Source organism: Stenotrophomonas sp. CS3K5 (genome assembly GCF_059515225.1).
Map to the genome: position 1 here is coordinate 322,184 of NZ_JCAKRX010000003.1, position 15,594 is coordinate 337,777.

Sequence of the window (15,594 nt, forward strand, 5' to 3'; positions counted from 1 at the left end):
CGTCCCCTTTTTTCAGCGGTGGGCCAGCCATTCGGCCTGGGCCGGCAGCTGTGGTGCCGGGCAGGCGCTCTTCGGGTGGTGTTCGTCGCGCGCCATCCAGTCGTCGACCACGCCGGCCAGCAGATCCAGCCGCAGCGGCAGGGTGATGTGGTCCTCGCCGCGCATCTCGATGTAGTGCGCGCGCGGATTGGCCTGCGCCAGCTCGCGGCCCTGGCTGACCGGGATGTGCTGGTCGCCCTGCCCGTGCAGCAGCAGCACGCAGGCGCGGGTATCGGCCAGCGCGCGCGCCACGTCCACGCGGTCCAGATCGACGTCGATACGCCGGCTGGCGGCGGCGATCACCTGGTTGATGTCCTGGCCGCCGTAGCGCCAGCGCGCGTAGGAGGCCACCGCCTGCGCCTTCAATCCTTCCGGCTGCAAGCCCATCAGGTGCGGGATCATCGTGCGGATGGCCACGCCGGCATTGGCGAACGATTCCATCGCCACCACGCCGGCCACCTGGTCGCCCAGCTTGTCGGCGGTGAACACCGCCGTGGCGGCGCCATAGGACACACCGAACAGATACAGCGGACCCGTCACTTCACCACGCGCGCGCAGCTCGCCGATCACATCGACCACGTCATCCGATTCATAGGTGCCATAACCGGACGGGCCAGCGCCAGACTGGCCATGGTTGCGCAGGTCCAGAGTCACCACGCGGTAGCCGGATTCGGCCAGCTGCAGCGACCACGGCAGCATCGAATCACCGTTCATCATCCAGCCGTGCAGCAGCACCACGGTACCGCGCGGCGCCTGCGCCCGGAACGGCTGCGGCACGGCCAGGCTCAGCCCGGTATCCAGTGGCAGGCCGTTCTCGTGACGCTGCGGCAGATAGCGATAGCGCGCACCATAGTCGCCCGGATCGAACACGCGCCAGAAGATCGGCACGCCGTCGCGGCCCGGTGCGAAGCCGTGGCGGTTGGGCAGTTCAGCGATGGCCGCGGCGATGCGCGGGCGATCAAGCAGCGTCGACACGCCACCCGGCGCGATCAACCGATCGGCGAGCGAGGTGGACGAGGCATTGATCGAAGAGGAGCATGCGGCCAGCCACAGGCCGGCGCACGCCAGCAGCAACAGCAGCAAGCGCTTCATATCACGTCATGGGGGCGAATCCGACAGACGGGGACATTAACGTCCCGCACGACCGGGCATCTATCGCAGCCGGATGACGGCTTGATGACAGCGCAGGAACGATTCAGCTTGGTGCACAGGCTGTCTCCGTTCAGGCAATGATCCCGATCAATGAACGTGCGCGCAGGAATGCCCACAGTGCCGCCATGCGCACCTCGCTCAAGCTCGCCCTTGCCCTGGCCGCCACCGTGGCCGCCGCCTACGGCATCGCCCGCACTGCGCCTTACTGGTTCGCGCCACGGCAGACGGCGCACGTCGACATCCACGACCCGGCGCTGATCGCGCAGGGCCAGTACCTGTCGCGCGCCGCCGACTGCGCGGCCTGCCATACCGCACCGGGCGGCAAGCCATTCGCCGGTGGCCTCGGCATGCAGACGCCGATGGGCACGCTCTACTCGACCAACATCACGCCTGATCCCGAAACCGGCATCGGCGGTTACGACTACGCCGACTTCGAGCGCGCCGTGCGCCGCGGCGTCCGCCATGACGGCCAACCGCTGTACCCGGCGATGCCGTATGCCTCCTACGTGATCGCCAGCGATGCCGAGATCAGAGCGCTGTACGCCTACTTCATGGGTTCGGTGCAGCCGGTGAAACAGAGCAACGCCGACAGCACGATTCCCTGGCCCGCCAACATGCGCTGGCCGCTGGCATGGTGGCAGCTGCTGTTCGCACGCCCGCGCAGCTTCAACCCGGATCCCTCGCTGGACGCCGGCCAGCAGCGCGGTGCCGAACTGGTGGAAGGCCTGGCCCACTGCGGTGCCTGCCACACACCGCGCGGCCTGGCCTTCCAGGAAAAGGCGATGGCCGACGATCGCAGCCGCCAGTTCCTGTCCGGCTCGGTGCTGGAAGGGTGGTATGCGAAGAACCTGCGCAATGAATCGACCGGGCTGGCCAGCTGGAGCGAAGGCGAGATCGTCGACTTCCTGCGCACCGGTCGTACCGATCGCTCGGCGGCCTTCGGCGGCATGGCCGATGTGGTCGAGCACAGCACGCAGTACCTGTCCGACGCCGACCTGCTGGCGATGGCGCGTTATCTGAAACAGCTGCCCGCGCGCGAAGGACGCAGCACGCAGTGGTCGCCCGGCAGCGATACGACCACCGCCGCACTGCGCAGCGGCGACTACCGCGTGGCCGGTGCGCTGGCCTATGCCGAGCACTGCCAGGCCTGCCATCGTGCCGATGGCCGCGGCATGCCGCGCGTCTATCCGGCATTGGCCGGCAACTCGATCGTGTTCGCCGATGATCCCAGTTCGCTGGTGCAGGTGACCCTGATCGGCGGCCGTACGCCGCACACCGCACACGACCGCATGGCCTTCAGCATGCCTGGCTTCGAGCAGCTGCCGAATGCGCAGCTGGCGCAGATCCTGACCTTCATCCGCAGCAGTTGGGGCAACCAGGCCAGCGCGGTAAGCGAGGTCGACGTGGCGCGGATGCGCCGGGTGGTGCACGACAAACCGGTGCACTACGTTCCGCAGGAGGCCGCACGATGAAGCGTTCGCGCAGACGTACCCGCAGACTGCTCGGCGCTGCAATCGCCGCCGCGCTGTTGGCCATCGCCGGCACCCTCGCCCATCGCCATCTGTACCCGGATCTGGATGCCGCTGCGGCCAGTACGCTCGACATCCTCGATGCACGCGGCAAGGTGGTCGGGTACTACCAGCCGCCCAGCGCCGAGGAAATCAGCGCGCTGGGCAACGCCGGATCGGTGATGCTCGGCCGCCGCCTGCTCAATGAAACCGCACGCCTGCTGCCGGACAACGTCGGCAATGATCTGAACTGCAACTCGTGCCACATGGCCGAGGGCAAACGGCCCTTCGGCAACCACTACTTCAACACCGGTGGCGGTGCCTATCCGCGCTACATGCCGCGTCCGGGCAAGGTGATCGGGCTGGCCGAGCGCATCAACGGCTGCCTGCAGCGTTCGATGAACGGCAAGCCGCTGCCGAAGGATTCGCCGCAGATGCGCGCGATGCTCGACTACATGGCGTGGTTAAGCAGCCCTGTGCCAGACGGTGCGAAGGTGGCAGCACCCAGCGAAGGACCGATCGACAACACGCTGACCCCGGATCCGATCCGTGGCCAGGCGCTGTACGCGGTTCAGTGCGCGGCCTGCCATGGCGACAACGGCGAAGGCCGCCGCGACGCCAGCGGCGACGTCGCCTTTCCACCCCTGTGGGGCGACCATAGCTTCAACATCGGCGCTGGCATGGCGCGCCTGTACAAGGCCGCCGGCTTCATCAAGCACAACATGCCGCCGGCAGTGACCCGCGATCCGCCGCTGGGCCAGCAAGTGATGCCCGACCAGGACGCGGTGGACATCGCCAGCTACTTCATCAACCAGCCGCGCCCGGACTTCGCCAACAAGGACAAGGACTGGCCGCGCGACCCGAAACCCAGGGACGCGCGCTACTGAGGACGCCACAGGCGGTCGCCGCCGTCACACAACACGATTCCTGCATCTTCACGTCATGCCGATGTCATTGGCGCTGCCGACACTCCGGGGTTTCCCTCTGCTGAAGGTCCGGTTTCGATGCGAACGATTGCGCGCTTTCCCCGTGTCTCGCTGCTTGCCCTGCTGATCGCCCCCGCACTGGACGCCCTGGCCGAGGCACCGCAGGGCGAGACGGCCGAAGCGCGCAATGGCGATGCCCGCACCCTGGACCAGGTGCAGGTGATCGGCCAGGCCACCAGCTACGCCAAAACCTCGGTGCGCGCGGAAACGCTGAACCGGCAGACGGTGATGAGCAGTGTCAACGACGCGCTCAATGAAGTACCGGGCGTAGTGGTCAGCGAGGCCGATGCCACCGGTTCGTCGGTATGGGGCACCCAGATCAGCATGCGCGGCTTCGTCACCAACCGCGATACGCAGCAGATCGGCACCACCATCGATGGCCTGCCCAACGGCGGCTCGGGCTATGGCGGTGGCTCGCTGGCCAACCGCTACATCGACACCCTGGACCTGGAAACGGTGGAAGTCAGCCAGGGTACGGCCGATATCTCCTCGCGTTCGAACGAAGCGCTGGGCGGCACGCTGAACTTCCTCACCAGTGATCCACTGCAGGACAGCCGCCTGCGTTTCGTGGTCGGCGCCGGTGACAATGATGCGCGCAAGTACTACGTGCGCTACGACACCGGCCTGCTCGGAGGCCATACCCGCGCATGGGTCAGCGCGTCTTCGTCGAAGGTGCACGACTGGATCGATGGCACCGGCCATGCCAGCAACGACCATATCGCCGGCAAGTTCATCACCGAACTCGACCGCTGGACACTGACCGGCTACCTCTCCTACAACGATGCCGACGAGCCGGAATACACCAGCGTTTCGCCGAAGGGGTTTGCCACCAACCCGGAGCGCGACAACCTGGTCGGCACCCTGACCGGCATCCCGTACCTGGACCAGAACTACCGTTCCGGTTCGCGCGCCCTGCGCGAGAATACCTTCGGCTACCTGCGCGCGGCCTTTGACGGCGGCAATGGTTTCAAAGCCTCGATGGCCGCCTATGGGCATCGCATGCAGGGCCGGGGCGACTGGCTGCCGCCGTACCTGGCGCAGGTCAGCGACGATGGCGCGGGCCGCCCCGAAGCGGAGTACATCGGTGGCAAGACGGTGTACGGCGGCAGCAACCGCGGCCAGATCTTCTTCGTCAATCCCGACGGCAGCGCCGCGCAGCGCCTGGCCAGCTGCACGCCGCGGCTGGGCTTCACTGCCGAGTACGACCCGAACTGCTACGCCGGCAATGTGCTGGGCGCGCAGTCCTACCGCCATACCCACTACGACAACGACCGCATGGGCGTGACCGCCGACGTCGAGTGGCGACAGACCTTCGGCGCGGTCGACAACACGATCCGTGGCGGCCTGTGGGTGGAGAAGCTGGACCGTTCGGCGCGCCGCGACTGGCACCGCCTGCTCGCTGTCGGCCAGAGCATCGACTTCGACCGCCAGCCGTACTGGGTGCAGTTCGAGGACAAGTACAAGGTCGACGAGCAGATGTACTACGTCGAGGACGTGGCCCGCTTTGGTCCGTTCAGTGCGCGACTGGGCGTGAAGCAGTTCTTCGTCGACCAGTCGCGCCGCCGCGTGATCGGCGCCAGCGAGCACGTCACCTCCGATTCCAAGTCCGATCCACTGCTGTCCACCGGCTTCACCTGGGCACCCGGCGTGGAAGGCATGGAGCTGTTCGCCGGCTTCTCGCAGAACTTCGCCGCGATTCCGTCCGGCGTGCTTGGCGAAACCGACCCGCAGCGCTTCCGCAACGTCGAGCCGGAGACCGCCGACAACATCGAAGTGGGCATGCGCATCAGCCGCTGGCCGCTGACCGCTTCGGTCACGCTGTACAACATCAAGTTCGACAACCGCATCGTGTACCTGCCGGCCGGTTTCGTCAGCGGTATCGATTACCTGGGCGAGACCGACGGCGTCTACGAGAACTTCGGCGGCGTGGAAAGCAACGGCCTGGAAGCAGCGTTCGGCTATGGTTGGGACAATGGCTGGCGGATCAACGCGGCCTACACCTACAACCGCTCCAAGTACCTGGGCAGCGGCAATGCCGCCCGCGATACCCAGCTGGGCATCGTCGACGGTGCCAAGGTGATCGGCCAGCCGGAGAACACCCTGGTGCTGTCGGCCGACTGGCAGGGCGCCAACTGGAACTTCGGCCTGTCCGGCCGCTATCTGGGCACGCGCTACCTCGACGCCGCCAACGTCAACAAACTGCCGTCGGCCACGGTGTTCAACGCCAACATCGGCTTCGACCTGCAGGGCCTGTCACCGCGCCTGAAGGGCATGGGGGCCAACCTGGTGGTGAGCAACCTCACCGATAAGCGGTATCTTGCAGGGGTGGACGGTCGCGACAACGCCTTCATCGGCGCCCCGCGCACCGTCGGCATCTCCTTCCGCGTGGACCTGTGAGTGAGCCCGTGACCGATATCGGCCGACGCCGGTTGTTGCAGGCCGGCGTTGCCGCCGGCCTTTCCCCGCTGCTGCCCAGCATCGCCCGGGCCGCAGCGATCGCCCCCGCCGCGCAGACGCGCAGCCTGGACGACCTGCAGCACATTGTGGTGTTCATGCAGGAGAACCGTTCGTTCGACCACTACTTCGGCACGCTGCCGGGGGTGCGGGGTTTCGGCGACCGTTTCGTCGCCCCGGCCGCCGCACTGGAAGCCGGTGGGCGCATGCGCAGCCTGTGGCTGCAGCCCGACGCCAGCGGCAAGCGGGCCATCGCGCCCTTCCCGCTGGATACCGCCGCGCACTTCGGCTACATGCGCGTGGAAGGCACGCCGCATACCTGGCCCGATGCGCAGCGCGCCTGGGACCACGGCCGCATGGGGCAATGGCCGAAGGCCAAGCAGAACCACTCGATGGGCTACTTCCAGCGCAGTGACCTGCCGTTCCAGTTCGCGCTGGCCGATGCGTTCACGATCTGCGACGCCTACCACTGCGCGATGCAGGCCGGCACCAACCCGAACCGGGTGTTCCTGTGGACCGGCCATAACGATGCACAGGCCCGCGCCGGTGGCCCGGTGATCGCCAACTCGCATGACAACTTCCCCGAACACGGTGGGCACCCGGCGTCGTACCGCTGGACGAGCCATGTCGAGCGCCTGCAGAAGGCCGGCGTGTCCTGGCAGATCTACCAGGACATGGCCGACAACTTCACCGACAACCCGCTGGCCGGCTTCGAGGCGTTCCGTCTGGCCTACAGCGCTGCACCCGGGCATGACCCACAGCTGCGCGCGCGCGGGGTCAGCACCCGTGGGCTGACGCAACTGCGCCAGGACGTGCTCGACGGGCGCCTGCCGCAGGTCAGTTTCATCATCGCCGATGCCGCCGGCAGCGAGCATCCTGGCCCGTCCAGCCCGGCCCAGGGCGCGGCCTATACCGCGCGTGTGCTGGATGCACTGACCGCCGATCCGGAGGTGTGGAGCCGCACCGCCCTGCTGCTGATGTTCGACGAGAACGACGGCTTCTTCGACCATATGCCACCACCGGCCCCGCCCTCAGCGGTGGACGGTGGCTGGGCGGGTGCCTCGTCGGTGAGCACCGAGGGCGAGTACCACCGCCACCCGGCACCGGGCGACGAAAAATACGATGCCGCCGAACTGCGCGGACGCCCCTACGGACTGGGCCCGCGCGTGCCGCTGTATGTGATCTCGCCATGGAGCCGGGGTGGCTGGGTCGATTCCCAGGTGTACGACCACACCTCGGTGATACGACTGATCGAACGCCGCTTCGGTGTGGCTGCCCCGGACATTTCGCCGTGGCGCCGCGCGGTCTGTGGTGATCTGACCGGCGCCTTCGACTTCGCCCAGCGCGACACCCGCCCGTTCGTGCGCGGCCTGCCCGACGTGAGCGCGGTGGCTGCCCGTGCCGCCGCCCTGCCCGGGCGTACCGTGCCAGCGTTGCCGGAAGGACTGAAACCGGCGAAACAGGAAAGCGGCGTGCGGCCAGCGCGGGCACTGCCCTACCGGCCACAGGCATCGATCGCGTCGCTCGACGCCTCAGGCCTGGAACTGTCCTTGTCCTGCGAAGGCGCAGCGGCGGTGCTGCATGTCTACGACCGGCTGCGTCCTGATGCGATACCCCGCCGCTACACACTCGTGCCGGGCACCCCGCTGCGGGAGCGTTGGCCGCTTGATGCGCAGGGTCGCTACGATCTGTGGCTGCTGGGCCCGAACGGATTCCACCGGCATTTCCAGGGTGCGGCCAAGGGCCCGACCGTACAGGCAGTGCTCGACCGCGCCGATGGCCAGTTGCGCCTGCACCTGCACAACCTGGGGGACGCTGCGCAGCCGCTGCGCGTACAGGCCGGCGCCTACACCGGGCATATGCCCGAGCAGACGCTGACATTGCCGGCCCGTGCGGAAACCACGCTGGCATGGGATGCAGCGCCCACCGCGGGATGGTATGACCTGAACATCGGCGCGGGCGAGAGCCAGCTGCGCCTGGCCGGGCGCGCCGAAGATGGACGCCCGGGAACCAGCGACCCGGCGATGGGCAGCGAGCCGCTACGCTTCGAGCACGATTAGGCAACCCGGCCGTTGTAGGGTCGAGCATGGCTCGACTCTACACAAGCGCAGCAACACAGGATTGGCGCAGACCCAAGCCGCACCCGTCTACCCGCAGTCCAGGCACGCACCTACGCTTGTCTCCTCGGTGGCCGCCCAGGCCACCTCCCGCGTCACGGCCCCGCCGTTGCGACCCCGCTCCAGTGCTGTGCGCCCTGCCGGTGTTGTCGCCCAGGCAGAGAACCGGCGCCCTCTGGAGACCGTCATGAACCAAACCCACACTCCCTTCGATACCGATCCGCTGGAAACGCGCGAGTGGCGTGAATCCCTGGAGGCGGTGCTGCAGTCCGGTGGGCGGACATTACCCGCAACCGGCATTGCCCGAGGGCGCCGAGGCCGGCATCCTCAAGGGCATGTACCTGCTGCACGCCGCCGCGGCCGGGACCGCCTCGCAGCCTCGCGTGCAGCTGATGGGCAGCGGCGCGATCCTGCGCGAAGTGGAAGCGGCGGCCGAGCTGCTACGGCAGGATTTCGGCATTGCCAGCGAGGTGTGGAGCGCGACCAGCCTGACCGAACTGCGCCGCGATGGCCTGGCCACCGAGCGCTGGAACCTGCTGCATCCGGCTGAAGACCCTCGCGTGCCCTACGTGCAACGGTGCCTGCAGAACCATGACGGTCCCGTAGTGGTGGCCACCGACTACATGAAGATCGTCGGCGACCAGATCCGTCCCTTCATCAACGATCGGCGCTTCATCGCGCTCGGTACCGATGGCTTCGGTCGCTCCGATACACGTGAATCGCTGCGTGCCTTCTTCGAAGTGGACCGGCATTTCATCGTGCTGGCCGCGCTGAAGGCGTTGGCCGACGAAGGCCGCATCGAACGCGCGCGCATGCAGGAAGCGATCGACCGCTACGGCATCAATGTCGGCAAGCCCGATCCTGGGGCGCCCTGACTCGGCGCATCACGCCTGCGCATCGGCGCTGCACAGGCGAGGTGGCTACGGCCCTACGGCATGCGCTTGAACAGATTGGTCTGCAGGATCGGCGTGCCGTCGTGGCCGTAGAACGCCTTGGTCTCGGTCATCGTCGCGTGGTCGGCCGCCACCGTATAGATGCGGGTGGAGGCCGGCGTGCCATGGTCCACCAGCTGCATCACCAGCGTGTTCGGTGCCGGCAGTTTCAGGTTCGCCTTGTCTGCGCCATAAGTGCCGGACAAGGCCCCCGGCGTGCCATCCAGCGCCAGCGTGCCATCGGACTTCATCGTCTTGCCGTCGTGCAGCACGATATCCACGTGCGAACTCCAGCGGCCGGCGCCGGCGTCCCGGAACTCCAGCAGCACCTGCTTCGGGCGCTGCGCGACGGGCAGCGCCGAGGTGGAGACATCCAGCGACCAGCGACCCAACAGCGGCGAAGGCGCAGCCTCCACCGCCTGCAGCGACGCGGCCGGCAGCGAAAGCGCGGACAGCAACAGCACGGACAACAGCTTCATACGATGCTCCGTTCGAGTGAAGAAGGGCCTGCGCGTGCGTGGCGCCGCGCAGTGCCCCGGATCGTGCGCGCTGCCGGGGCGCCAGGCAAGCCGTACAGATGAACAGGGGCACCCGACCCGGGGGGCTTGCGGCGGTCACTTTGTCACTTGTCGCTGCAAATAGTTACGTTATAACATTTCACGCAATTTTCACGGAGCGTGTCATGCGTCGCCACCTGCTTGCTGCAGCCATCCTGTTCACCGTCCACAGCGCCCATGCTGCGGACGAACCTACCCTACCTACCCTGCGGGTCGAGGCCACCCAGCCTTCGCGCATCGACAACCGGGTCACCGTCGACAACCCACAGGCGCAGAACCGTACCCTGGGCAACCTGCTCGAACATGTCTCCGGGGTGCAGAGCAGCGCCTTCGGGCCCAATGCAGGTGCACCGGTCATCCGCAGCCTCAGCGGCAACCGCGTGCAGATCCTGCAGGACGGCCAGTCCATCCTGGGCATGAATGCGATCAGTGGTGACATCAACATTCCCTTCGATCCGCTGTTCGTGCGCAGCGTCACCGTCAACAAGTCCTCCGATACGGTGCGCCATGGCGGCAACGCGATCGGCGGCAGCGTCGAGATCGACTCCGGCCTGATCTCGCGCACGATGGAAGACAAGGACCAGTCGATGGAGCTGGTCCTGCGCAAAGGCTTCAACGCGGCCGATGCGCAGGGCCTCCGCATGAACTTCAACAACCAGCGCAATCTCTCCACCAACCTGCAGGTCTCGCGCCAACGCATCTCGCACTACGACATCCCCGGCAACAGCAAGGCCGGCGTCTGCAACACCCGCCTGTTCCCGGCCACCGGCGGCGTCAACTCGGCGCTGGCTGACAGCTGCCAGAAAGAGGCGCGTGTGCAGCAGATCTACAACAAGGCCTCGCAGCCGTATATCGACCAGTTCATGACCGAGAACCCGGACTGGGCCGACGGCGATTTCTCGTTCTACACCAACAATCCGACCTCGGTCTGGCAGCGCCGCACCTATATCAATCCGATCAATCCTGCCTACGTCGCCGGCACGCCGTCCTACGTGCAGAAGCAGATCAACAATGACGTGACGCCCAACTATCACCACCGGCTGGGCAACAGCTACGCGCGCAACTCTCAGGTGGCGCTCGGATCGACCCTGTTCTTCGACCGTGGCTACGTCGGTGTCAGCATCGATGCCAAGGACAGCGAGTACGGCGTGCCCGGCTTCTCGATGCAGAATCTCTCATTTGGTTCCAACTACGCCGACGGCCTGCCGGTGGGCGTGGTGATCAAGCAGCAGCGCTACGCACTGGAGGCGCTGCTGCGCGATCCTCTGCCGGGCTTCGAACGCGTCGAACTGCGCGTTTCAAGACTGGACAACACCTCCGGCGAACGGCTTGGTGCTTCCAGGGCCAACGACTACGACTTCCAGAGTACCCAGGCCGAACTGCTGCTCAGCCATCAGCGGATCGGGCCGCTCAGTGGTCTGCTGGGTGTGAGCCGTCAGGCACGCGACGTCACCGGCAGTGGCGCGCTGCGCTACCTGCCCGACGTCGACAGCCGCAGCGATGCGGTATTCCTGAAGGAAACGCTGGATTTCGGCTGGGCCACCTTCGATGCCGGCGTGCGCCATGAGCGCGTCGACCACGCACTGCAGCCCAGCCGTTTCAAGACCTCGCGCAATGCCGCCAACACAAAACTGCAGGACCGTTCCTACCGGCTCAACAGCTACAGCCTCGGTTCGTATGTCGAGCTGGGTCCGCTGTTCGCGGCCAAGCTGCGCTATTCGTCTTCGCAGCGCGCCCCTGAGATCAACGAGCTGTATGCCAGCAACGCGCACTACTCGGTGATGACCCAGGAAGAAGGCAACCAGAATCTCGAACCGGAGCGCGCGAAGAATCTGGAGCTGACCGGCCTGTTCCACCTGGGTGGATTCGAACTGTCGGCCACCGCCTACCGGATGCGCTACGAGAACTATCTCTACCTCGGCCATTCCGGCGCGCAGATGGCCAACCGCCTGCCGCTGAAGTACTGGAAGCAGACCGACACCACGGTGAAGGGCTTCGAGATCGATGCATCGCAGGCGCTGGAGCTGGGTCGCTACGGCAGCTTGAATATCTCGGCCTTCGCCGACCTGGTGAAGAACAAGGCCGACCGGCCCGATTCACTGCGCGCCCACAACGATGGCCAGTACCTGCCGAACATGCCGACCAACCGCTACGGCGCCAACCTGCAATGGCAGCGGCAGGGCTGGAAGGCGCAGCTGTCCAGCACCTACTACGACACCCAGAAGTACCTCGGCCGCAACGTCAGTGAGGAAATCCCGCTGGATGCGTTCAACCTGGTCGATCTGCAGGTCAGCCGCGAACTGCCGGTACGCAATGACTACATCGCCGGCATGGAAGTGTTCGTCAACGGCAGCAACCTGCTCAACGAGGACGCGCGACCGCACAACTCGCCGTTGAAGTACATCGCGCCGCTGCCGGGGCGCGGGTTCCAGGTGGGTGTGACGGTGAAGCTCTGAGGAGAGCCTGATCCGGCCGCCACCCAGCGATCAATGACCGCTGGATGGCACGCCGGGTTCCTGCATCCGCGCAAAGAAAAACGCCTGCAGATCGAGGATCTGCAGGCGCTTCTTTGTATCTGGCGGAGTGAGAGGGATTCGAACCCTCGATAGAGCTTTTGACCCTATACTCCCTTAGCAGGGGAGCCCCTTCGGCCACTCGGGCATCACTCCGGGGTGTTCTCCGCATCTGGTGCGTTGCACCTCAGCGGGGCGTGAATCATAACGTTAATCGAGTGCGAAGGTAAAGCGTTATTCGGCAGAATTTTCGCTACCGGTACCACCGGCTTCGTCACCGCGCTGGATGCGCTGGTAGATCTCTTCGCGATGCACAGCGACGTCCTTCGGCGCGGTGATGCCGATACGCACCTGGTTACCCTTGACGCCAAGCACGGTGACGCTCACCGAGTCACCGATCATCAGGGTTTCGCCGACGCGGCGAGTCAGGATCAACATTTTTGTAAGTCTCCATGGAACCGTGTGGAAGGGTATCCCCCACCGGCTTGACGCTCCGTCAAGAAGCGCTACCACGACAAAGGGAAAAGATTCGCAATGGTACCGTCAGCCGTCCCGCTCCTACAAGGAGGGGGACGGCAGGGTTCATCACAGGCGGGGGCTGACCCATTCGACGACTGCAGCCAGCGCAGTGGCAAGGGCGGGCCCGTCCTCGCCACCACCCTGGGCGAGGTCCGGGCGTCCGCCGCCCTTGCCCCCGATCTGACCGGCGATATGGGACAACAGTTCCCCGGCCTTGACCTTGCCCATTGCGCTGCCGTTCACACCCGCGACCAGGGCGGCCTTGCCGTCCTGCGCGCCGGCCAGCACGATCACCGCGTTGCCCAGCTGCTGCTTGAGGCGGTCCACGGCGTCGCGCAGGGCCTTGGCGTCGAAGCCCTCCAGGCGCGCCGCCAGCACCTTCACACCGGCGACCTCGACGGCCTGGCCGGACAGGTCGGCCGTGGCGCCGGCGGCAACCTTGGCCTTCACGGCTTCCAGTTCGCGTTCCAGCTGCTTCTGGCGCTGGCCGAGGGCACGGATCTTCTCGACCACGTCGGCGGCGCTGCCGCCGAGCAGGTCGGCGGCCTCGGCCAGGCGGGCCTCTTCAGCGTCCACGTAATCCAGGGCGCCCTGGCCGGTGACCGCCTCGATGCGGCGCACGCCGGCGGACACACCGCCCTCGGAGGTGATCTTGAACAGGCCGATGTCGCCGGTACGGTTGACGTGGGTGCCACCGCACAGCTCGGTGGAGTAGTCGCCCATCTTCAGCACGCGCACGTGCTCACCATACTTTTCGCCGAACAGGGCCATGGCACCGAAGTCCAGGGCCTCCTGCATGGCCATGGTGTGCACTTCGGCAGCGTTGTTGGCACGCACCTGCTGGTTGACCTTGCGCTCGATCACCGCCAGTTCTTCGGCGCTGATCGGCTGGAAGTGCGAGAAGTCGAAGCGCAGGCGGTCCGGCGCCACCAGCGAGCCCTTCTGCTGCACATGGGTGCCCAGCACTTCGCGCAGGGCCGCGTGCAGCAGGTGGGTGGCCGAGTGGTTGAGGATGGTGGCGCCACGGCGCTCGCCATCGACCTGGCCAGCCAGCACGTCGCCGACCTTCAGGCCACCGTCGGACAGGGTGCCGACATGGCCATGGAACTGACCCGCGAACTTCTGGGTGTCGGACACCGCCAGGCGGACGCCGTTGCCGGTCAGCACGCCGGTATCACCGACCTGGCCGCCCGACTCGGCGTAGAACGGGGTCTTGTCGGTAATCACGATCACTGCATCACCGGCATCGGCCGACTGCACCGGACGACCGTCCTTGAGCAGGGCCAGCACGGTCAGGCCATCGGCCTGCAGACGGTCATAGCCAAGGAACACGGTCGGGCTGAGGGTGGCCACCAGCTCGGCCGGCAGGGTCACGCCGCCGCCGAACTTGCCGGCCGCACGCGCGGTCTCGCGCTGCTGCTCCATCGCCGCATCGAAGCCGGCGATGTCGACGGTCAGGTCACGCTCACGGGCGATGTCCTGGGTCAGGTCGAGCGGGAAGCCATAGGTGTCGTACAGGCGGAAAGCGTCAATGCCCGGGATCACGCCAGTGCTGGCCTTGCCCGCGACATCCTCGAAGATCTTCATGCCGGCATCGAGGGTCTCGGCGAAACGCTCTTCTTCGGCCTGCAGCGCACGGGTGACGGTATCCACCGCCGCCGGCAGTTCCGGGTAGGCCTCGCCCATCTGCGCGACCAGGGTCGGCACCAGCTTGCTGAAGAACGGCTGGCGAACGCCCAGCATCCAGCCGTGGCGCAGGGCGCGGCGGATGATACGGCGCAGCACGTAGCCGCGGCCTTCGTTGGACGGCAGCACGCCGTCGACGATCAGGAACGAACAGGCGCGGATGTGATCGGCGATCACCCGCAGCGACTTGTTCTCCAGGTCGGCGGTGCCGGTCAGCTCGGAGGCCTTGCGGATCAGCGCCTGGAACAGGTCAATCTCGTAGTTGGTATGCACGTGCTGCAGGATCGCCGCCAGGCGCTCCAGGCCCATGCCGGTATCCACGCACGGCGCCGGCAGCGGCACCAGGGTACCGTCGGGCTGGCGGTCGAACTGCATGAACACCAGGTTCCAGATCTCGATGAAGCGGTCACCGTCCTCATCCGGGGAACCCGGCGGGCCACCGGCGATGTGGTCGCCGTGGTCGTAGAAGATCTCGGTGCACGGGCCGCATGGGCCGGTGTCGGCCATCTGCCAGAAGTTGTCCGAAGCGAACGGCGCGCCCTTGTTGTCGCCGATGCGTACGATGCGCGCTTCCGGAATGCCGACCATGTCGCGCCACAGCGCGTAGGCTTCGTCATCGGTCTGGTACACGGTGACCAGCAGGCGCTCGGCCGGCAGTTTCCAGACCTGGGTCAGCAGCTCCCAAGCCCAGGCGATCGCGTCCTTCTTGAAGTAGTCGCCGAAGGACCAGTTGCCCAGCATTTCGAAGAAGGTGTGGTGGCGTGCGGTGTAACCGACCTGGTCAAGATCGTTGTGCTTGCCGCCCGCGCGCAGGCAGCGCTGGACGTCGGCCGCACGCACGTAGCTGCGCTTCTCCGCGCCAAGGAACACGTCCTTGAACTGCACCATGCCGGAGTTGGTGAACAGCAGGGTCGGATCATTGCCCGGCACCAGCGGCGCCGACGGCACGATGGTGTGGCCTTTGCCCTTGAAGAATTCAAGGAAATCGCTGCGGATCTGGGAAGTCGTGAATTTGGCGGATGCGTTCATTGGGGGCTGGCAGTCTGCGGGCCGGCGGACCCGGACCACCGGCCGCGTTGGCCAGGGTCGCGAGGGACCGCCGAAAACCTAAAGGGTATCAGGCCCGGCGCC

The 15,594-nt window shown here is 66.5% G+C and carries 9 protein-coding genes, 1 tRNA gene and 2 pseudogenes; 7 read left to right on the forward strand and 5 right to left on the reverse strand.

Annotated elements, in window-relative coordinates:
* Window positions 1–12: 12 nt before the first annotated feature.
* A complete protein-coding gene (locus AC5YGJ_RS06545; protein WP_107232807.1) occupies window positions 13–1,131 on the reverse strand; it encodes an alpha/beta hydrolase in 1,119 nt (372 codons plus the stop codon).
* 185 nt (window positions 1,132–1,316) lie between these two features.
* Between AC5YGJ_RS06545 and AC5YGJ_RS06550 the strand changes: the two genes are divergently transcribed.
* The 6 genes and pseudogenes from AC5YGJ_RS06550 to AC5YGJ_RS06575 form a co-directional block, all read left to right on the forward strand.
* On the forward strand, window positions 1,317–2,663 hold the full coding sequence (locus tag AC5YGJ_RS06550; RefSeq protein ID WP_496186164.1) for a c-type cytochrome: 1,347 nt from the start codon (window positions 1,317–1,319) through the stop codon (window positions 2,661–2,663).
* On the forward strand, window positions 2,660–3,586 hold the full coding sequence (locus AC5YGJ_RS06555) for a c-type cytochrome (protein ID WP_496186101.1): 927 nt from the start codon (window positions 2,660–2,662) through the stop codon (window positions 3,584–3,586). The genes AC5YGJ_RS06550 and AC5YGJ_RS06555 overlap by 4 nt, the downstream gene beginning before the upstream one ends.
* Window positions 3,587–3,703: 117 nt before the next feature.
* Window positions 3,704–6,082, forward strand: a complete 2,379-nt coding sequence (locus AC5YGJ_RS06560; RefSeq protein ID WP_496186102.1) for a TonB-dependent receptor — start codon at window positions 3,704–3,706, stop codon at window positions 6,080–6,082.
* A gap of 8 nt (window positions 6,083–6,090) precedes the next feature.
* Entirely contained in the window at window positions 6,091–8,199 is a 2,109-nt protein-coding gene (locus AC5YGJ_RS06565) for a phosphocholine-specific phospholipase C (RefSeq protein WP_496186103.1), read from the forward strand.
* 244 nt (window positions 8,200–8,443) lie between these two features.
* Window positions 8,444–8,509: pseudogene (locus tag AC5YGJ_RS06570) on the forward strand (hypothetical protein); the annotation flags it as partial.
* A 28-nt stretch (window positions 8,510–8,537) separates the two neighbouring features.
* Window positions 8,538–9,131 (forward strand): annotated as a pseudogene (locus AC5YGJ_RS06575) (transketolase-like TK C-terminal-containing protein); the annotation flags it as partial.
* A gap of 53 nt (window positions 9,132–9,184) precedes the next feature.
* On the opposite strand, the gene AC5YGJ_RS06580 reads toward AC5YGJ_RS06575, so the two are convergent.
* Window positions 9,185–9,667 carry a LuxR family transcriptional regulator gene (locus AC5YGJ_RS06580; RefSeq protein ID WP_107232812.1) on the reverse strand — a complete coding sequence of 161 codons (483 nt, stop codon included), beginning with the start codon at window positions 9,665–9,667 and terminating at the stop codon, window positions 9,185–9,187.
* Window positions 9,668–9,870: 203 nt separating this feature from the next.
* Between AC5YGJ_RS06580 and AC5YGJ_RS06585 the strand changes: the two genes are divergently transcribed.
* On the forward strand, window positions 9,871–12,201 hold the full coding sequence (locus AC5YGJ_RS06585; RefSeq protein WP_496186104.1) for a TonB-dependent receptor domain-containing protein: 2,331 nt from the start codon (window positions 9,871–9,873) through the stop codon (window positions 12,199–12,201).
* A 120-nt stretch (window positions 12,202–12,321) separates the two neighbouring features.
* On the opposite strand, the gene AC5YGJ_RS06590 is transcribed toward AC5YGJ_RS06585, so the two are convergent.
* The 3 genes from AC5YGJ_RS06590 to alaS all read right to left on the reverse strand — a co-directional run bounded on the left by AC5YGJ_RS06590 (window position 12,322) and on the right by alaS (window position 15,492).
* Window positions 12,322–12,414 (reverse strand) — tRNA-Ser (locus tag AC5YGJ_RS06590).
* A gap of 78 nt (window positions 12,415–12,492) precedes the next feature.
* Entirely contained in the window at window positions 12,493–12,696 is a 204-nt protein-coding gene (csrA, locus tag AC5YGJ_RS06595; protein WP_004152909.1) for a carbon storage regulator CsrA, read from the reverse strand.
* 147 nt (window positions 12,697–12,843) lie between these two features.
* Window positions 12,844–15,492 carry an alanine--tRNA ligase gene (gene alaS / locus AC5YGJ_RS06600; RefSeq protein WP_496186105.1) on the reverse strand — a complete coding sequence of 883 codons (2,649 nt, stop codon included), beginning with the start codon at window positions 15,490–15,492 and terminating at the stop codon, window positions 12,844–12,846.
* Window positions 15,493–15,594 lie beyond the last annotated feature (102 nt).